Source organism: Megasphaera paucivorans (assembly GCF_900103535.1).
GTDB classification, from domain to species: domain Bacteria; phylum Bacillota; class Negativicutes; order Veillonellales; family Megasphaeraceae; genus Megasphaera_A; species Megasphaera_A paucivorans.
Map to the genome: position 1 here is coordinate 1 of NZ_FNHQ01000010.1, position 19,652 is coordinate 19,652.

Genomic DNA, 19,652 nt, shown 5'->3' on the forward strand with positions numbered 1-19,652 from the left:
CTAAAATTATTACCGAGCTTCAACTACAATTAGCAAAGACTGCTTAATCCCATTCGGAGGTTGATGGTTTTTGCGAACATTGCTTGACACTATCACTTTTTAATTTGCAGGAAGGTTATATATAATAACGTGAAAAGGTAGCCTGCTTATTCAAAATTTAGGAGAGAATATGAATGAAGTAGCAATTCAATATCGTATCGAACGTGTAAAGGATGGAGTTAGTTTGCAATCTACGCATAGACTTCCATTCGAGCCCAAGGGTACATTGTTGAAAATGAGAGAGGATTTAAAGACAGCACTTTGGAATATGCCATATGAGCAAGAACAAATATTATACGGTACCTATTCTTTTGTTGAAAATGGTCGCAGAGATGTCGATGTAGATAATATTCTTATTTATAATGTTCAACAGGGAAAAAATGGGTCCACCGTATTTCAACATCTTTGCAGAAACGGATTAATATTAGAAAAATTTAAATATCCTCATTCTTTAGAAAAAGACAAACAAGTACCGTATCAATATTTTCAACAGTACACTATGGTGGATGAAAGGAAACAACAAACCTATTGGAATTTTAATAAATTAATTATTTCTTGGGAGGATATAAGGATACGGACATTATACAATGATCTGGTATTGTACTGGAAAGATATAAAAGACAATCATAATCGCATATATATTGCTGCAAAAGATGATGTTAAAGACGAAAAGTATGGGATGGAAATAATCTTATATACTAATACTGAATATAATCTGGCAGGTAAATTGAAATATATGATAGATGGTATTACTGCAGCATTTCATTCTCATACAGGTAAAGATTTATCGGAGATTTCTCAACGAATAGCAGTGAAATTATCTATTCCAGCACGGGATATAGCGGATATATTGATTGATTCTCAATATGCTGTATTAGGGAAAAGACGATTGGTTTGGCTTTTTAGAAAAGGTATTCAGTGGAATCCGGCAGACGATCGATTTGCTTTTATTAAGATATTGATAAAACCTTCTGCTGATTCATATACTAGATTGAGTGGAAAAATTTTTACTGTTAGTCAATAAAAATCATGAGATGTTAATAAAATATTAGGGATAGTGTGGCAGGTATCAGTAGCAATTTTGCCAAATAATAAAAAGCCTCAACATTGCTATGATGGGGCTTTTTTGCTGTCAAAATGCGTGTTGCAATATGTTCTGGTATAAAAATGCATTTATGTTTTTTTAGGGTCAGCTATCGTGTTGGTAAAAAATCACATCAGTGTTTTCCTGTCATCTTTTAAGAAACGTGATAACCATGCGCTATGGGACATATGTAGATACACGCAAAAATGGCTTAATAATACTTGGAAATCCTGTATAGGGTGAAAACTCTATACAGGGTTCAAATCCCTGTCTCTCCGCCATACGATAAGATGGAACCTGCTTTGGTGGGTTCTTTTTTTTATGTCTGAATACGGAGCGACTGTCAAAAGTCTTGTTAGTATGAGGCATACTAATTCCCGAGAAAATGTTTGCGAAAAATAGGGTACGGCATAGGGGGATTAGAAGGACGGGGGAGTTATATTTTCTTTCGCTGGTTTAAATAACTGAAACCAATCGTACCGATCAGTATAGCTGTAATGCCGATGTACTGATATCCGTAAAGAAGTTCTTTCAGATATAGGACTCCGGCTAAAATAGAAATCACCGTAGAAAGATTGTTGAATTGCCCGACCGTAGAGGCTTCTAATTTTCCCAGAGAATACGTTGAAAGCAGAGAGGTTAACAGGGACGATGCAATGCCTAAGTATAAAATGGGAAAAACAAATGATAGATTGGTAAAGGGGGCAAAATAAGCTGTAATTGTTCCTTCCAGGAGATGGCGAATGATTGAGAGGATATTGAAACTTATACAGCCCAGTAGTGTCATTATATATGTCAGGATGAAGGTAGAGTAATGGTTAGATAATTTTCTTGTAAATACGGTACATAATGCGGCGGAAACAGCAGATAAAAAGATGTATAAAAATCCTATGTACATACTATTTTCGGTGTCCTGTCCGCTCATTATGTTAATAAAAACGACACCGCATATGGAGAGGGACATCAATGCTTTTTGCTTCGGGCTAATGGATTCCCCTAACACGATGTTGGCAATGATCAGCGTGAGAATAGGCGTAATTGCATAGATGATCCCGGCTGCGGTAGAAGATACAATATTCAGTCCCAGCGTTTGAAATAAGAAAAACAAGAAGGGATACATAATGCTTAAGGGGAGTATGTTTAATACATCGCGCCATTTGATGGAAATAGTATTGGATTTGCATATCCGGAAGATAAGAATGGCTATCGCAGCGATTGTAAAGCGATGAGCTAGTAGATCCATAGGATGGGTACTTTGGAGCGCGATTTTTACAAACATATAAGAAAGTCCGATAATACTTGATTGAAGTGTTATTGCATAATATCCTTTAGTAGTATCTTTCATGAGAGATTCCTTTTTGAATGCAGCGTGCGGGATTGTTTTTTTACTGTATAGGGCAACCTATATCGATTGGATTTTTTTCTGTGCTTCTATATAGGCTGTTACTTTTGCGTGATATTCATCCAGTGTATCCGGCATTGGTTCTGTAAGACGGTTCAGTATAAGATCCGGCAAATAGCGCGGTTTTTTTCCGCCTGCGGTCATGGCACGCACGCAGCCGATGCAAGTGACGACGACATTGTCGCAGGGAAATTGATCTGCTCGTTCCTGAATTCGTGCTTCTACTTGTTCGTTCGGCACATGTCCGTAAAAAGTATCCCCGCAGCACACGGAACGGGTCCCGCTGAAGGTTGTTTCTATCATCATGATATTCATCTTGCAGAGCAGGCTGCGAATTGCGTTGTGTACCTGCGGTTTGTGCCGATACCCGCAGGAATCATGGACAGAGACGGTCAACCCATGATAATCGGGCAATCGCAGGTCTTCCAGGCTGTCCAGTACTTCCCAAATGGAGAGAGTGCGGATCCCTTTATACAGAGAACGGAATCGCCGGTCACATCCTGCACAGTTGTTGATGATTGTGGCTCCTTTCGGAAGAAGCGGGTCATGATGACAGCAGATGGGATGGAATGGTACCTCTTCCCAGTAGGTTTTCAGCAGCTCCCACAGCAGGCTGGGGACTTCCGGCTTATATACGCTCATGGCGCAGCCCGGATTAAAGTAACAGCTATTTTTGTTGATTTGACGGAGGGAAATACTTTCTCTTATTGTTGTCATTTCTGTTAGTCTCCTTTTATACAGGGTGCGGGACGCCTAACGGGCAGATGTAAGAGCAGGTCCCGCAATCAATACAAAGAGAGGGGATGATTTCATATTGCCCATTGCCCTCGAGGATTGCGTTTACCGGGCATGCTTTTACACAGCAGCCGCACATGACGCAATCGTTGGAAATAACGTAATAAAACCTATCCTCTACACCGGGAATAATGGGTGGGGCGCAGCACGTTTCACTGTTCACAAGCTGGATCCTCCTGTCTTAATTTCAAAGAATAAAATATGAGATGGCAGTCGACTCTAAGGGAGGGGGATATATTCTTTCCCGTAGATCCGGTTTCTTTGATTGTATCGGATGTATACCGGTATGTCCATCTTTTTATGAAAGGATGGAATTTTTTTGCTGAATCATAGGGCTGCTAGCAGAAAAATAGCCTTCGTATGCTTTTTATTTTTATATCCTGCATGCGAAGGCTGTGTGTGCTTGTATTTATAATAAATAAAAAACATAGGTGACAGAATTTCGAATTAATCTGCCGTATCGTTACTGATTTTTTGGGTTGCGGCATTGTATTGGATATCTATAACAGCATCTACGGTTGCTTTGCCTTCTGAAGGCAGGCAACGGTATTTTTTTATCATATCCTTTTCCGACGCGGTATATCCTTCTGTGCTGTAGTGTTTTATATCGTTTAAAACGTATTGCAATTTTTCAACAGAGAGAATTTTATCATCAATTAAATACAGTAATGGGATTTTTAATTTATCTGCATATTCTTGGGCTACCGTGATTTTAGGAGTACGCTGATTTGTTTCATATCGACTAATCACTTGTTTCGAGGTATGTAAAAAAACAGCTAATTCTTCCTGAGACATATTCTTAGACAATCTTATTTTTTTTAATTTATCTCCAAATTTTTCAGTCATAATAAATCTCCTTTTGTGTATAAATTAATTAAAACATATATTGTCACCAAAATCAATACAATTATATAAATATTGTAACCAAACGATTGACACAACGCAAACTGAATGATACTATAATTATAAAATCACCAAACAGACTACAAGAATGAGGCGAAGAAGATGTCTAAAAAAATAAAAGAATTAACAGATATTATTTATGATAAATTTCATACGGAAGCGGCATGTGCTGAAATGCTGGGCTGGTCCAGGCAACGATTGAATAAAATAACGAATGGGAAAAAAATACCAGATGTAAGTGAATTGAATAGTTTGTCTAATGTTCTGGATACCTCTGTTGGCTCGCTGGCCATTATTTTTTTGCAGAAAAAATCACCAAATGAGCAACGAAAAATAGTATGATATATACGGTGAAAATAGTAATAGAATTATACCATTAAAAGCATCTGGAAGCATCAAAACCGTATAGATATAGAAAAAGTTCAAGATGGACAAACGCGGGAAATAGTGACGATACAACAGATGCGAAATAGGAGACATATCAAAATGCAATGGATCATAAATGCAATTGTAGAAGCGGATGCTGTCATGGAGAACGAACAAAAAGAACATAAAAACCGGCAGTATACATTTGAAAAGTACGTTATTAAGATCAATTTAGCAATAATAGGTATTGCAATCCTTACTTTGAGAGGAGGCATGTGACGCAGCGCGTAATGTATGCAAGTATAAAAGCAGCAAGTTTATCTACAAGATAGATATTGCTGCGCAGGAACAGATACGATTGAGAATGATTTATAGTAGTACATCGTGTATAAAATAACCCGCCCGCATCGATTGGAAACTATGTATTTCCAATCGATGCGGGCGGGTTATTTTATATTCTGTGGAGAGTAATACACGACTGCGTATATGATGGTCCGCAGGATGCGCTTATTTGTTTTTAGCAGTAGGCGAGTCATCGTGCTGCCCCGAGGGTTTCATAGAACCGCTGAAGAGTCCTCCGGAGATAATGCTATGATCATAGCTATAACCAAAATAGATAATTAATCCTAGTATCAGCCAAACAATAAAACGAATTTGCGTAACGACCGGCAGCATCCAAATCAATATGCCGCAGAAAATAATAGCTAGTGCCGGTACAACGGGAACCCAGGGACACTTGAAGGCTCTGGGACGATCCGGCGCTTTTTTGCGCAATACAATAACGGCAGCGGCTACGATCATAAATGCACAGAGTGTGCCGATGTTTGTAAGTTCAGCGACGATGCCGATGGGCAGGAAGCCGGCAACGATAGCCGTAATAATACCAATGATCAAAGAGCTTCTGGCCGGGGTTTTATATTTTTGATTAATATGGCCAAAAATACCCGGAAGAAGTCCATCACGAGACATAACAAACAAAATTCTGCTTTGTCCAAATAGCATGACCAGCAGTACGGAGGTCAAACCACAGATTGCACCGACAGAAATTATGGCAGCCCCCCAATGATAGCCTACTTGCTGCAATGCAAATGCAACCGGCGCCGCTTGGCCTTTAAAGTCAAGATACGGAACCATGCCGGTTAAAATAGCAGATACAATAATATATAAAACGGTACAAATAATTAATGATAAGATGATACCGCGCGGCAAATCTTTTTGTGGATTTTTCACTTCTTCTGCAGCCGTAGATACAGCATCAAAACCAATATAAGCAAAAAATATAACAGAAGCTCCGGACAGTACCCCGTTCCAGCCGTAAGGCATAAACGGATGCCAGTTGTCTGGATTTACATTACTGAATCCCAGTACAATAAATAATAAAACAACAGCTAGTTTAATGGCAACAATGACGTTATTGACAGAGGAACTCTGACGGACACCCATGATATTGATCCATGTTACCAGCGCAATGATCAGCATAGCCGGAAGATTGACGATACCGCCGGCATAAGGAGCGTTTGTCAAAATAGCGGGCAGATTTATACCGATATTAGACATGATATTGGCAAAATAACCGGACCAGCCGATGGCAACGGCACCGATAGCAAATGCATATTCCAAAATCAGATCCCAGCCGATGATCCACGCCCAAAATTCACCGAGAGCAATATACCCATACGTATATGCGCTGCCGGCGACAGGTACCATGGCGGCAAATTCCGAATAACATAAGGCGGCACAGCCACAAGCGATAGCCGCAATAATAAAGGAAATAACCAAAGCAGGTCCCGCATAATCCGCTGCAGCGACTCCGGTGAGGACAAATATTCCTGTCCCGATAATACAACCGATACCTAACATGGTAAGCTCGAAGGTTCCCAGTACTTTATTCATGCCGCCTTCTTTTTGCGTCTCTGAAATAAATTCATTGATACTTTTCGTTCTGAAAATTTTTCTAGTCATAATACCCCTCCCATGTGATTGCTGTCAGAAAATTAAAATAAAAAGCAATATAAAGAATATGGCAGCAAATGATACTATATATAAAAAAACTTCTTTTCAGATATCTGAAAAGAAGTTAGTAAGCAGCAATATACACGTTGATGGCCCTTGGAAAAAATCAATTTTCTTATATATGACTATCTAGCAAGTAATATGTAACACTCCATAGCACTGAAAATAACAGCGATTCTTCTTTCCGATACAGCATGTGTTAAGTATTCGTACAAAATTATAGTAACATAAGTATATTAATATAAATTAATTATTTTGTAAAGTGTATCTTGTTATTTTATATTAAATTTAAGTTGTTTTGCGGATTGTTGCAAAAAAAACATGAACTTCATTTTCTTATAATATTTTTGTATACATTGAGGCGCAGGAGACATGCCCGATGCGGATATCATGTGGTTTGTAACGGGACGGCATATAGTAATTTTTTGCCGGGCAGAAAAAAACGGACTGCAGTTTTTTGCACTGCAGTCCGTTTAGGGGATGATACATTATTTTTTTACGGAAAAGGAGGTGCCGGTGGTAACGTGGGCGGTGCCGGCGGCAATTTCGGCGGCGGTGGAAGATGCGGGCCGTGATGATGCGGCGGCGGGGGAAGCGGGGGAAGCGGGGGAAGCGGGGGAAGCGGAAACGGAGCAGCACCCGCAGTACTGGGACACCAACCCAGCATGAATACTGCCAGTAGGGTAAACAATAATTTTTTTACGGGGGTACTTTTCATGGATATTTTTCCTTTTTTATAAATATGCAATTATATTACATGATTATATGACACGGCGGTATCTGCAATACGATCTGCAGCAAAAGCTGCAGAGATAGAAAGATATCTGAATAGGTAAAAACGTCTTGTACCTCGTGAAATATACAAGATGTTTTTACCTATTGCGGAGATCGTATAGCTGTCAGCTGCTCCGTGTTTCTGCATGTAGTATATACTGGTTTTACTATAAACCATAGTAAAAGTCAAGCAGGAATCCTCTGATTTTTTTTAGCTAAAATAGGATAAAAGACGGGAGACTTTTGCTGTTGTTGTAACATAAGGCATTTCGAAAGAATTGATATGTATTTGTCAAAAAGAGTTTCTTTTTATTTGTTATTTTGATACACTAAAATGTAACAAAATAACAGCAGGTATCGTAAAAATATATTGAATAAAACGGTATCAAGTAATGAAATGAGTTGTGAAGGGAGCGATAGAGTATGCTAGGGTATATACAATATGTAATGAATCGGTATGCAGGAGAAAAAGGACAGGGACTTACAGAATATGCAATCATTTTACTGCTCGTGGTGTTGATTGGGGTTATGATATGGTTTGGCTTTCATGTCAGAGGGTCCGTGTCGATGCTGTATAGTAAAATCGGCAGTGATCTTTCCAGTATTGCTTCCTCATCGAACTAAAACGGATAATTATACGAGAACTATTATTTTCACGAGACGACATAATGAAGAGTCTACATGCAGAGGCTCTTTTTTGTTTGCAGAGGGGAATCCTCTATGATGCTTCTCTTTTTTGAAGCAGTGACAGTGTACATAAAAATAACGCACAACGATGCGTCTTAGCCTCGTTGTGCGCTGTACTGCCGTCCTTAGGATTTTGTCGGCGGCATTTGATGACCGTCATGCTGATGACCTTCTGCTTTTTGTTGGTGTTGATGACAGTTCTTATCTTTACAGTTTTTATTTTTGCAATTCATCTGAGGGCAATTCATGTCCTTGCAGTTTTTGTCTTGGCATTGCTGCTGCATTGGCATGGGAGGCGGAGGTTGTGCTGCGAATGATACAGATAAACCCATCATAAACATACTGCCTATGAGCAATGTTAGCACGTTCTTCCAGGATTTTTTCATGGTATCACTTCCTTTGCATTACAATACATAAATTATAATTGTATAATTTAATTATAGCTTATAATTGTAAATATTTCAACACATATACATCGAATATTTTAGCATATGATGTTATGTTCATAAAAATGATGCGAATATATATGCGTAGTTTTTTCGGAAGTATCCGTTATAGAAGACGGGCGGTAGTTTTTCTGCAGAGAGCCGCATGTAACGTTTTTCTCAGGGGTGTTCAATTTTTCTGCCAGGTTGGCAGCAGTGTATATATGGATTTGTATGCCAGAAAGAACAGCGAGATTTCCATAGGGAAACAGAGGATGTTCTTGAGTAAGCGGCTTAAGAATATAGCTGAAACAGCCTTGCCGTAAAAGAGCGTAAGCCATAGTGTATTGAGTCCCAAATGAATGCAGATAGTGACGAGCAGAAAGGGGAGAACGACTTGACGAAGCGTTATTTTTTTCTGATATAAAAAATGCCCGAATAGCCAGCCTGTCAAAAATCCGGATAGGACAAAACCGGGAAAGAATATACTGAGCCCCAATACGCCGGTTCCGATAACATCTGCCATAGCTGCCACTATTCCGGCTTGCCTCGGTCCGAACCGCATGGCGTACAACGAGATAGGGAGAAAGCCAAACGTAATATGAACAAAGGTTGTTCGGATGGCAAACACATAGGAAAAAATAACGGTTAAGGCAATACATATTCCTGCATATACGATGGTACGGGCTGAATCATTTGACATACGAAAGTAGACATCCTTTCTATTCTGCAATACATTTCCGGCATTGCAGTTTGGTGCGCGGGGGATTTTTATATCGTGACAGGCAGTACGATGGGACCGGAAACGGTCGTTTATTTAGAGAGTAGTTGTTTTATATCCTCTGTTATTTTTTTATTGTTGGCTTCGATTAGATCGGAAACAAAAGGATATAAGATATTTTCCGTATATACAGCGGAAAATATTTCAAGTGATGCGAATACATCTTTTGTGGTTTGAGAGTGTAAATGGCGGATCGTATCAAAATACAATGCATTGAACACCGTATGATACTTTCTGTTGTTCAGATGACGCATGGTTTCAAACACTTCTTTTTTAGTCATTCCAATTATTTTTTCACTCACGGTAATCATCTCCTTTGAGACGATTATAACATAAAAATAAAATAGGAGAATACGGGACAGTTTCAAAAAAAGATGGGACAGATGACCGCAGCAGCCTTATATTGTGCAATATAAAGCTGCTGCGGGAGATTGCATATTATTTTTAACTACTTTTAAAAGATTTCAGATATAGGAAGAACAAAAAAGAAAATACAGTAGAAATGCGTTGCGCTGCCGGCTAAAACAAACATATGCCAAATGGCATGCTGGAACGGCAGTTTTTTCCAAAGATAGAAAATGGCACCTACGGTATAGCAGACCCCTCCGGCGATGAGCCACATGATCGCGTTCCATGACAGATATTCTATCAGCTGCGGCAGCAATAGAACGGATATCCAACCCATTGCGATATAGCAAAGCGTAGACACAATATGAAATCTATGTACGTTGAAGCACTGCCATACGATACCCAGCGCGGCAAGCAGCCAAATCACGGCAGAGATGGCCAAGCCGGAGGACTGGCGGAGCGTGATCCACAAAAAGGGAGTATAGGAACCGGCAATCAGTATATAAATTGCAGAATGATCCAGTATTTTGAAAACATAGGAAACCTTTGGCAGTTTAAAAAAGCTGTGGTACAACGTACTCATTAAATATAAGAGAACCAAAGAAGCGCCATATACAGTAACTGAAAGTACATGCCAGGTTCCTTCATGATGAACCAGGGTCATATACAGCATAATACCGAGAGCCGCAATGGACAACACGGTACCGACGCCATGGGTTACTGCATTTGCAATTTCTTCTATCCATTTTTTTGATTGAAGAGTCATGATATTTCCTTCCTTTCTTTTTCTGCTTTTCGTATCATAAAAGATACAGCAGACGATTTTTCTTTCGGACTATATTATATACCTTATTATCCGAATCGTCATGTCGGAGTCAATGATTTTACAATGCGAGGGAAATAAAATTGATTTGCAGGATTATTGCTTTTCATTCCCAGTGAAATTCAGTATAATAAAACTAAGATCGGCAAGGTTAAACTAAGGAGGCAATTTCATGAAAAGAACATTAGCTATAGTAATGGCTGTCTTGACTATGTTTTTAATAGCCGGATGTGATATGGGTTCTACGGCAACGCAGAAAAATTCGACGCAGCAGGGGCAGCAGGATACAAAGAATACGCAATCATCTAAAGCTGCTGCGCGGCAGGCCGTAGTTTGTGAACTTCCCGGCTTAGGAGATACACGTACGGCATGGACGGCAGAATGGGGCAGTCCGACAGCACAGGGAGATACGATTAAATTGTTTAATAATGGGGCGTATAAAACCATTTTTGAGGGGGATAAAGCGATTACGATAACGTTTGCTTCCAAAGACGGCAAGAATCCACTGTCTGAAAAAATGGTTCCTAAAGATGGCAAGAAGCTCTCCGAAAACAGTAAAAAAACAGGAGATTCCAAAATGATCGTGCAAAAATGGCATAGCGATTTATTGGCGGCGGCTATTCCGGAAACAAAAGGCAATTATACGATCATGCAGCATATGGAAGGAACGGCATATACCAATGTTACGGTAGACTGCACACCGAATTTAAGTAAATAGAGATAAAAAAATGCTGTTCTCATAGGAACAGCATTTTTTTATCTCTTTATTTTTGTGATTTATTCGTCTCTAATTGTTTAATTGAAAGACCGATACGGCTGCGTCCGGCATCAACAGAAATAATGACGGCGTCGATGATATCGCCAACGTGAATGATATCCAGCGGATGCGTAAAGGAATGGGAACTCAGTTCGGAACGATGAATCAAGCCGGGCGTTTTGAGCCCAATATCGACAAAGGCGCCAAAATCGACTACATTATGCACCGTACCGCGTACAATAGTGCCGACCGGCAGCTCATCCAGAGAAACGACATGTTTGCGTGTCAAAGGCTGTGGAAAACCGTCGCGTATATCGCGGCCGGGTTTGCGCAATTCTTCTAATATATCCCGGATCGTAGGAATGCCGGCTTGTAATTTAGCGGCTAATTTAGGAGCTGCGTTCATTTGTAATTTGCTTTGCAGGAGCCGGAGCTTTTCTTCATTTTCTAAATCCTGCATAGTAAAATCATACATCTTGATTATTTCTTCAGCCAGTGGATAGGATTCGGGATGAACGGAGGTGTTATCCAAGGGATTGCTGCCGTTTTTGATACGAAGGAATCCGGCACACTGCGTAAAGGCGGCGGGTCCCAGGCGATTGACGCTGAGCAGTTCCCGACGGTCATGAAACGGACCATTTTCATTTCGGTAGGCAACGATATTTCCCGCTGTACTTGCCGTAAGTCCGGAAATGTGCTGCAACAGGGCGGGAGAGGCTGTGTTTAAATCGACACCTACATAGTTTACGACAGATTCGACGACGTCATCCAAGGTTGCCGACAGTCGTTTTTGATTGACGTCGTGTTGGTATTGGCCGACGCCGATTGATTTAGGATCTATTTTTACTAATTCTGCCAGCGGGTCTTGTATGCGCCGGGCAATCGATACGGCACCGCGTATGGAAACATCGAGTTCCGGTAATTCTTCACGGGCCAGATCAGAGGCTGAATATACGGAGGCACCGGCTTCATTGGCAATGCAATAGCGGCAGGTTAAACCGTTGTCCCGGATCAGTGAGGAAATAAATTGTTCTGTTTCATAGGATGCCGTGCCGTTGCCAATGGAAATGAGCGTAACGTGATGCTGCTGTATCAAGGCGCTGAGGGCCGCGGCACTTTCTTCCCGCTGTTTTTGCGAGCTGGTTAGATAGTAAGTACCATAATCCGCCACATGACCGCAGGAATCAATGACGGCACATTTGCAGCCGGTACGGTATCCCGGATCCATGCCCAAGATGGTTTGGCCTGTAAACGGCGGCTGCAGAAGAAGCTGGCGCAGATTTTCGGCAAAAACGGTGATGGCTTGTTTTTCTGCACGTTCCGTTAATTCATTGCGTATTTCCCGTTCCATCTGTGGAAAAATAGTGCGCTTGTAACTGTCTGCGGCGGCAGCTTCCAGCAGTGCTGCATAGGGGGAGTCCTGCTGGACCAGCAGACTTCTCAAATGCTGAATATAGATATCATCAGCAGCCGTCAGTGTGACTTTTAATACTTTCTGCGCTTCGCCGCGGTTGATAGCTAGAATGCGGTGGCTGGGGAGATGACGGATACTTTCGCTGAAGTCTTTATAGGTAAGCATTGCTTGTGCATCTTGTTCTTCGACCAGCAGCGTACATTCCAGCTTTGCTGATTTCCAAAGAGCGGAGCGGAGGTAGCGCCGGAACGCTGCCAATTCGGACAGATGCTCGGCAATAATATAACCGGCCCCTTGAAGGGCGTCTTCCACTGTCGGCACCTCTTCGCTGAGGAATGAACCAGCCAGTGATTCGGCCGACGGTCCTGCCGGATTTTGTTCCATTAGCAGTGCCGCCAGGGGTTCCAGTCCGGCATCACGAGCCATGGAGGCCTTCGTGCGTTTTTTCGGCTTATACGGAAGGTATATATCTTCTACATCTTGCAGACGTTGTGCGTTTTCCAGCTTTTCTGCCAGTTCTTCTGTAAGCTGTCCTTGTGAAGCGATAGATTGACGCACTGTTTCTTTTCGTTGAGCCAGTGCCATGTCATATTCAAAGTTTTCTTTTATTTGCCGTAATTGTACTTCATCGAGTTCGCCGGTTGCTTCTTTTCGGTAACGAGCGACAAAGGGAATCGTATTGCCTTGATCGAAAAGAGTAAGGGCGGCAGCGACTTGCTTGGGTGTGATATGAAGTGCTGCGGCAATCTTTCGGATAATTTTTTCTGGTTGCATATATATCTCCTCTCTTCTCTATTATGCGTAAAAAAAATGTATACGTCAAATGAAAAAAACATTTGCTATTTTCTTCAATAACCATTACAATGTAATAGTACAAATAATTAACAATAAAGATTATTAAAAAATCTTAAATTGGTAAAAATTGTTGTCCGAAAGGAGGATATAGGTTATGAACATTACTGAAGTTCTGCGTGAGCATGGTTATAAGGTTACGCCGCAGCGTCTGGCTGTGTATGAAGTCATTGATCAGAATAAGACGCACCCGAATGCCGAAGCAATTTATAAAGAATTGCAGCCACGTTATCCGTCTATGAGCTTGGCAACAGTATATAAGACAATGGAAATTTTTGCAAAAATTGGAGTTGTCCAAATCTTGCAATGTGAAGAAGAATCACATCGCTATGATTTTAATGTTTCGCCCCATGCCCATATCCGGTGTACGATTTGCAACCGTGTTGATGATGTGAATGTTGATATGGAAGCATTAAAGCAACAGGCTGCAGACGAAACAAAATATAAAGTAAATGGTGTCGGTGTATCTTTTACTGGTGTGTGTGCAGCATGTCAAAAAAAGTAAGCTGTATCAGCAAGGGAGCTGTCTTCTAACGGGGATGGCTCCCTTGTTTTTTTCATGTTATATCATGAAACATAGATGCTTGAAAATTTTACATAAATGCCTATCTTTTTACTGGATTTATACCATAAGCTGTGTTATACTTTTAGCAATCAAACAACATATAGATGAACGTTGGCGCGTACAGGACATTTGTACATACCGTACGTTGACCGAATGGGGGGCTGACCATGATTAAACATTTGACAGTTGAAAGAGATGATTTTTCGCTGTATCGTGATTGGATGAAGTCACAAGGGTTTATATCGGCAACATATTTTTCGGTAAACGGTTTTGATTTGAAAAAAATGAAGAAACTGGCAGAAGCGGGTAAATTAAATGCAATTTGCTGTTCTGTCGGCAAATCTGTAAAGTGGTACTATGCCGAAAACCAAACGGAATTAGCCTATTTACGCGGTGAAGTTTAATCTATAGTTGTACAAGTATTCTGCAGACCGGAGCGATATGCTTCGGTCTTTTTTGCTCTTTTTGAAGTAGTTGTATATAATAGAAACTAATTATATGATGAGGTGAGACCATGTTACATATAGGATGTCATTTATCTATTTCCAAGGGATTTCTGCATATGGGGCAGGAAGCAGTTTCTCTTGGGGCCGATACATTTCAATTTTTTACCCGCAATCCCCGCGGCGGTACCGTACGCAAGCTGGATATAGATGATATACAGGCGCTGAATTTGTTTCGGGAGGAGAATCATTTTGCCCCCATACTGGCGCATGCCCCGTATACCCTGAATGCTTGTTCCGCCAGTGATAAAACCCGGGAGTTTGCATTTCATGCGATGGCGGAGGATTTGCAGCGGCTGGAGTATGTCGCACAGTGCCGCTATAATTTTCATCCCGGCAGTCATGTCGGGCAAGGTGCGGAAATAGGGATCGCACGCATTGTGGAGATGCTGGATGCCTGTATGTTTGAAGGGCAGAAAACGACGGTGTTATTGGAAACTATGGCAGGAAAAGGATCAGAAGTGGGCAGAAATTTTGAGGAATTGGCCAGAATTTTGGAGGCAGCCCGTCTGTCTGATCATATCGGGGTATGTTTGGATACATGCCATATATTTGATGGCGGGTATGATATTGTGTCTGATTTGGCGGGCGTCTTGGCTGAATTTGACCGTATTATCGGCTTGGACCGACTGCTGGCCGTTCATCTTAATGACAGCAAAAATGTCTTGGGCAGTCATAAGGACCGGCATGAAAAAATCGGACAGGGATACATTGGGATGGATACATTTACCGCTATTATCAACCATCCGCGCCTGCGGACTTTACCGTTTTATTTGGAAACACCCAACGATCTTGACGGGTATGCCCATGAAATAGCGTTGCTCCGCAGCGCATACATCGACAGATAAGGGGGACGGGAGTATGCGTATATTACATACGGCAGATTGGCATTTGGGAAAAATGTTTTATGGTGAATATGTGACGGAAGATCAGTCCTGCATTTTATCGGAACAATTGCTGCCGATGGTGCGGGATGAAGGCATTGATGCGGTCGTTTTGGCGGGAGATGTCTATGACCGCAGCCTGCCGCCGTCAGAAGCAGTGGAATTATTTGATGAGATAGCAACCAAACTTACGTGTGATCTTAAGGTGCCCCTGCTGGTTATCAGCGGCAATCATGACAGTGCGGTCCGGTTATCCTTTGCCAGCCGCTTGTTGAGGCAGCAGCAATTGTTTATCGCCGGGGAACTGACAAAATTGACAGGTCCCATCGTATTGGAAGATGCTTTCGGACCGGTAGCTTTTGTTCCGGTCCCGTTTGCAGAACCCGCCGTGGTACGGCATTTTTTAGGAAATGAAGAAATAAAAGATCATCAAACGGCCTTGGAATGTTTATGCCGGGTGCAGTCCCAAAATCTGCCGGAAGGCATGCGTACTGTCTGTATTGCCCATGCGTTTGTGACCGGAGGTAGTATCAGCGATTCAGAACGTCCATTATCTGTAGGCGGTTCCAGTTGTGTGGATGCAAGTATTTTCAAGCCTTTTTCGTATACGGCATTAGGCCATCTGCATGGTCCGCAGCAAGCAGGACGTCCGGAGGTACGGTATGCCGGCAGCCTGATGAAATATTCTTTTAGCGAAGCACAGCAGCAGAAGGGCGCTGTGTTGGTGGATTTGCAGGAGGACGGACAGGTCGCGGTAAACCTGCTGCCGTTTATTCCCAAGCATGATGTACGCATCATAGAAGGGTCTTTTGATACGATTATGAAAGCAACGGACGACCACGAAGATGATTTTGTTTTGATACGGCTTAGTGATGCAGAACCCATACTCGATGGCATGGCCAAGGTGCGTCGGAAGTATCCAAGAGCGTTGGCACTGGAAACGCCTAACCGGCAATATGAAGGCAGGAACGAACGTGATTTTGACGTACGCAATACAACGGAACGGCAATTGTTTGCAAGCTTTACCGAAGCTATGCGTCCGGAACACCCCTTGTCTGAAGCGGAAACAGCCTGTGCCAATGGATTGTGGGAACAGCTGATCAAAGACGAAGGAGAGGGACTGCTATGAAACCGATCTGTTTGGAAATGAATGCATTCGGCCCGTATGCAGGGCGGCAGATTATTGATTTCCGGCTGCTGCGGGACCGTAAGCTGTTTTTGATTTATGGACCGACGGGGGCCGGAAAAACAACGGTGCTGGATGCGATTTGCTATGCCTTGTACGGAGATACAAGCGGCAATACCCGTACGGGAGCCAATATGCGCAGCGAATATGCATCACCGGAACAAACAACCTATGTGACCTTTACCTTTGCCATCGGGTTAAAAACATATAGAATCGAACGGCAGCCGGAACAGGAAATCGCTAAAAAGCGCGGAACTGGTTTAAAAATAGAATCGGCTTCGGCTGTTTTATATGAACTTTGCGATGATGGAACAGATAAGGCCGTACTGGCCAGTAAAATGGTGACTCCCGCAGTAGAACAGCTTCTCGGGTTTAAGTCGGAACAATTCCGCCAAGTTGTGTTATTGCCGCAAGGTGATTTTCGTAAATTATTATTGGCAAATTCCAATGATCGCCAGCAGATCATGCAGGTCTTATTTCATACAGAACGATACAGCCGCTTTCAAGAGCTAGTCAAGCAGCGGCATGATGAAGTAAAAGAGAAATATACGGCGATACAATATAAAATAGATCAATATTTGCAGACGAATGATGTCGCGCAGGAAGACTCCCTGGAATGGCTGCGGCAGGATCTTTTGGCACAGCAAAAAAAAATAGAAGCCGAAAAGAAAACGGCACTTGCCAGCAGAGATGCCTATCAACAAGTCGTGCAGCATGCACAAGTATTGGCCGATCATTGGCGGGTATTGAAGCATAACCGCAAAGAGAGGGAAGGACTGCAGCAACAGCAGGAAATGATGGAAAAACGGCGCAGTCTGATTGAGCAGCTCAAAAAAGCCCAACTGCTGGCGGAACCATGCCGTACCCTCGAAGAGATACAGCGGCAGGGCATCGCGGCAGGGAAGGCACTGGAGGAAGCGGCGGCAAAATCAAAGCAAGCGGCGGCGGCACTTCGGGATATTGCTGCATATCAGCATGCCCTGGAAGCACAGCAGGAGGATATGCGCAAAGAGCGGGAACGAATCGTGCAGCTCCATGGGTATGTGGAAAAAGCTCATGAATGTACCGAACTGGGAAAGCAGTACGATATGCTCCAAAAAAAATCGCAGGAGGCAGCGCTTCGCCTGCAGCATATACTTTCGCAAAAAGAAGACTGCAAAAAGGCAATAGAAGCGGCGGCTCCTATTGTAGAAAAACAGCAGCAGCTTTTTGTTGCCTTAGAAAAGAACAAAGGAGAGGAAAAAAATCTCCGGGACCGCCTGCAGCAGGAACAGCATATAGACCAGCTGATGACGACGATCAGCCGTACACAAAAACAAATGACGGAGGCAGTACAGGCTTATACGAAACAACAGCAACAGGCACAGCAGGATGCCGTAGACTATGAGTCGGTGCAAACACTGTTTTTACAGGGACAAGCTGCTCTGCTGGCGCAGGGGTTAAAAGAAGGAAGTCCTTGTCCGGTATGCGGTTCCCGGGAACATCCTCAGCCGGCTGCGGCAGCCGCACACCTTCCGCAGAAGGAAGATGTGGAGCGCCGCAAACATATCGCTGCCACCAGTGAAAAAGGACGGCAGCAGGCGGCGGGAGCCGTACAAAAACTGGAAGCCGTATTGGCGGAACAGCAGCGTCAGTATAAATTACTTCGTTCTGCATATGCAGAAGAGGGAAGTGTGGCAGAATGGGCACAGCGGCTGGCTGATAAAAAAGCTGCCGGAGCAGTGCTGGAAAGTGCCGCGGCACAGACGAAGCAGATGCAGAAACAGTTGCAGGATCGTCAAAGCGAATTAAAACAATGGGAAGAACAGGAAACTGCGGCTCGCAGCAGTGCGGAGGAAGCGCGCTTGCATTTTGCGCGGACGGCAGAAGCTAAACAACGAGCAGAAAATGAACTTCCCGAAATATATCGTATAGAACAAACACTGCGGCAGGATATCCAACGGTTGGAAATGAAAGTTACTGACTATGAGAAGAAAACAGCGACAGCCCGGGAAAATCTAACGGCTGCGCAAAAAGCTGATGCAGGATACCAGGAGCAGGTCAGATTACTGACGCAGCAAGTGGAAACACTGCGCAATCAATATTCTGAAAGCATGGAGGGGTTGAAAAAACGGGTGGTGCAGGCCGGATTCGCTACGGTCCAGGAATGCCGGATGCTGCAAAACGATATTCCCCGCCTGCCGGAAGAAGAAAAACAATTGGCCCGCTATGAACAGCTTCTGCAGCAGACAGCCGGACGGATATCGCAGGAGGAAGCTGCAATCGGTCAGGAACCGGAACCCGATGTAGAACGGTATGCAAAGGAACTGCAGGCGAAAAATCAAATATGGCAGCAGCTTTCTGATCAGGAAGCTGCTGTCAGAAGCCGGTATGATACCTTGAAGAAAGGACTCGGACAGCTGCAGTCCTGGCATGCGGAACAAGCAGCGCTTACAGAACAATATAAAACAGTAGGTTCTTTGTATGACTTAGTTAGCGGCAAAGTGACAGGAATCAACTTTGAACGTTATATTTTAGGCGCACTGCTTGATGAAGTACTGCGGGCAGCCAATCTGCGGCTGGGAGACATGAGCCGCAGGCGCTATCAATTGCAGCGATCTCATACTTGGGAGGATAAGCGCATCAAGCAGATCGGTTTGGATATTGAGGTATTTGACAATTATACGGGGTACGCCCGTCCGGCCAATACCTTATCCGGCGGGGAAACCTTTTTGGCTTCGCTGGCCTTGGCCTTGGGATTGGCAGACGTAGTGCAGGCTTATTCCGGCGGCATCCATTTGGATACAATTTTTATTGATGAAGGGTTTGGCACACTGGATGCGGAGACACTGGATTTTGCTTTGAAGGCGCTGCTGGATTTACGGCAGGATGGACGACTGGTGGGAATTATTTCACATGTGCCGGAACTGCGGGAACGCATCGATACCCGGTTAGCCGTGCAAAAAACGGACAGAGGCAGTACCGCAGCCTTTGAATTATTGTGAATAATAAAATTATATAAAAATATTTGATAATTCGACACCTAAAAGGTATAATATTAGGCAACAGCAA

21 protein-coding genes are annotated in these 19,652 nt (G+C 42.9%); 10 read left to right on the forward strand and 11 right to left on the reverse strand.

Annotation, left to right across the window (positions count from 1 at the left end):
- Positions 1 to 169 precede the first annotated feature (169 nt).
- Complete coding sequence (locus tag BLR11_RS05840; protein WP_091649335.1) at positions 170 to 1,063, forward strand: hypothetical protein; 894 nt, start codon at positions 170 to 172, stop codon at positions 1,061 to 1,063.
- Between the two features lie 496 nt (positions 1,064 to 1,559).
- On the opposite strand, the gene BLR11_RS05845 is transcribed toward BLR11_RS05840, so the two are convergent.
- From BLR11_RS05845 to BLR11_RS05860, 4 genes are all read right to left on the reverse strand, one after another.
- Positions 1,560 to 2,468 (reverse strand): DMT family transporter, encoded by a 909-nt coding sequence (locus tag BLR11_RS05845; RefSeq protein ID WP_091649337.1) that lies wholly within the window; start codon positions 2,466 to 2,468, stop codon positions 1,560 to 1,562.
- Positions 2,469 to 2,525: 57 nt separating this feature from the next.
- The gene (locus tag BLR11_RS05850) at positions 2,526 to 3,242 is read right to left on the reverse strand and encodes a heterodisulfide reductase-related iron-sulfur binding cluster (protein WP_091649340.1); all 717 of its coding nucleotides are present in this window, start codon (positions 3,240 to 3,242) and stop codon (positions 2,526 to 2,528) included.
- A gap of 16 nt (positions 3,243 to 3,258) precedes the next feature.
- Positions 3,259 to 3,483, reverse strand: coding sequence for a 4Fe-4S binding protein (locus BLR11_RS05855; RefSeq protein WP_425433750.1), 225 nt, complete (start codon positions 3,481 to 3,483; stop codon positions 3,259 to 3,261).
- Positions 3,484 to 3,767: 284 nt separating this feature from the next.
- Positions 3,768 to 4,166, reverse strand: a complete 399-nt coding sequence (locus BLR11_RS05860) for a helix-turn-helix domain-containing protein (RefSeq protein WP_091649341.1) — start codon at positions 4,164 to 4,166, stop codon at positions 3,768 to 3,770.
- Between the two features lie 159 nt (positions 4,167 to 4,325).
- Here BLR11_RS05860 and BLR11_RS05865 point away from each other — a divergent pair, with 159 nt between their 5' ends.
- Together BLR11_RS05865 and BLR11_RS14110 are read left to right on the forward strand one after the other, a co-directional pair.
- Positions 4,326 to 4,565: a helix-turn-helix domain-containing protein gene (locus BLR11_RS05865; RefSeq protein WP_091649344.1), complete on the forward strand. Its 240-nt coding sequence runs from the start codon at positions 4,326 to 4,328 to the stop codon at positions 4,563 to 4,565.
- 144 nt (positions 4,566 to 4,709) lie between these two features.
- On the forward strand, positions 4,710 to 4,868 hold the full coding sequence (locus tag BLR11_RS14110; protein ID WP_176762890.1) for a hypothetical protein: 159 nt from the start codon (positions 4,710 to 4,712) through the stop codon (positions 4,866 to 4,868).
- Between the two features lie 228 nt (positions 4,869 to 5,096).
- Here BLR11_RS14110 and bcaP read toward each other — a convergent pair whose 3' ends face one another.
- Complete coding sequence (gene bcaP / locus BLR11_RS05870; RefSeq protein ID WP_091649348.1) at positions 5,097 to 6,551, reverse strand: branched-chain amino acid transporter BcaP; 1,455 nt, start codon at positions 6,549 to 6,551, stop codon at positions 5,097 to 5,099.
- A gap of 547 nt (positions 6,552 to 7,098) precedes the next feature.
- Positions 7,099 to 7,320: a hypothetical protein gene (locus BLR11_RS05875; protein WP_091649353.1), complete on the reverse strand. Its 222-nt coding sequence runs from the start codon at positions 7,318 to 7,320 to the stop codon at positions 7,099 to 7,101.
- Between the two features lie 479 nt (positions 7,321 to 7,799).
- On the opposite strand from BLR11_RS05875, the gene BLR11_RS14115 reads away from it, so the two are divergent.
- Positions 7,800 to 8,000, forward strand: coding sequence for a hypothetical protein (locus BLR11_RS14115; RefSeq protein WP_091649356.1), 201 nt, complete (start codon positions 7,800 to 7,802; stop codon positions 7,998 to 8,000).
- A gap of 188 nt (positions 8,001 to 8,188) precedes the next feature.
- Here BLR11_RS14115 and BLR11_RS05885 read toward each other — a convergent pair whose 3' ends face one another.
- The 4 genes from BLR11_RS05885 to trhA all read right to left on the reverse strand — a co-directional run bounded on the left by BLR11_RS05885 (position 8,189) and on the right by trhA (position 10,383).
- Entirely contained in the window at positions 8,189 to 8,449 is a 261-nt protein-coding gene (locus BLR11_RS05885) for a hypothetical protein (protein WP_091649358.1), read from the reverse strand.
- Between the two features lie 229 nt (positions 8,450 to 8,678).
- Complete coding sequence (locus BLR11_RS05890; protein WP_091649361.1) at positions 8,679 to 9,191, reverse strand: folate family ECF transporter S component; 513 nt, start codon at positions 9,189 to 9,191, stop codon at positions 8,679 to 8,681.
- 110 nt (positions 9,192 to 9,301) lie between these two features.
- On the reverse strand, positions 9,302 to 9,571 hold the full coding sequence (locus BLR11_RS05895) for a hypothetical protein (RefSeq protein WP_091649364.1): 270 nt from the start codon (positions 9,569 to 9,571) through the stop codon (positions 9,302 to 9,304).
- A gap of 152 nt (positions 9,572 to 9,723) precedes the next feature.
- Positions 9,724 to 10,383, reverse strand: coding sequence for a PAQR family membrane homeostasis protein TrhA (gene trhA / locus BLR11_RS05900; protein ID WP_091649367.1), 660 nt, complete (start codon positions 10,381 to 10,383; stop codon positions 9,724 to 9,726).
- A gap of 229 nt (positions 10,384 to 10,612) precedes the next feature.
- Between trhA and BLR11_RS05905 the strand changes: the two genes are divergently transcribed.
- Positions 10,613 to 11,158, forward strand: coding sequence for a hypothetical protein (locus BLR11_RS05905; RefSeq protein WP_091649370.1), 546 nt, complete (start codon positions 10,613 to 10,615; stop codon positions 11,156 to 11,158).
- A 46-nt stretch (positions 11,159 to 11,204) separates the two neighbouring features.
- Here the strand turns inward: BLR11_RS05905 and BLR11_RS05910 are convergent, their stop codons facing one another.
- A complete protein-coding gene (locus BLR11_RS05910) occupies positions 11,205 to 13,385 on the reverse strand; it encodes a Tex family protein (RefSeq protein WP_091649373.1) in 2,181 nt (726 codons plus the stop codon).
- Between the two features lie 175 nt (positions 13,386 to 13,560).
- On the opposite strand from BLR11_RS05910, the gene BLR11_RS05915 reads away from it, so the two are divergent.
- From BLR11_RS05915 to BLR11_RS05935, 5 genes are all read left to right on the forward strand, one after another.
- Positions 13,561 to 13,968 (forward strand): Fur family transcriptional regulator, encoded by a 408-nt coding sequence (locus BLR11_RS05915; RefSeq protein WP_091649376.1) that lies wholly within the window; start codon positions 13,561 to 13,563, stop codon positions 13,966 to 13,968.
- Positions 13,969 to 14,195: 227 nt separating this feature from the next.
- The gene (locus BLR11_RS05920) at positions 14,196 to 14,432 is read left to right on the forward strand and encodes a hypothetical protein (RefSeq protein ID WP_091649378.1); all 237 of its coding nucleotides are present in this window, start codon (positions 14,196 to 14,198) and stop codon (positions 14,430 to 14,432) included.
- 110 nt (positions 14,433 to 14,542) lie between these two features.
- Positions 14,543 to 15,379, forward strand: coding sequence for a deoxyribonuclease IV (locus tag BLR11_RS05925; RefSeq protein WP_091649381.1), 837 nt, complete (start codon positions 14,543 to 14,545; stop codon positions 15,377 to 15,379).
- Positions 15,380 to 15,392: 13 nt separating this feature from the next.
- The gene (locus BLR11_RS05930; protein WP_091649384.1) at positions 15,393 to 16,544 is read left to right on the forward strand and encodes an exonuclease SbcCD subunit D; all 1,152 of its coding nucleotides are present in this window, start codon (positions 15,393 to 15,395) and stop codon (positions 16,542 to 16,544) included.
- Positions 16,541 to 19,585: an AAA family ATPase gene (locus BLR11_RS05935; RefSeq protein ID WP_091649387.1), complete on the forward strand. Its 3,045-nt coding sequence runs from the start codon at positions 16,541 to 16,543 to the stop codon at positions 19,583 to 19,585. Before BLR11_RS05930 ends, BLR11_RS05935 begins: the two co-directional genes overlap by 4 nt.
- The last annotated feature ends 67 nt before the right edge of the window (positions 19,586 to 19,652 follow it).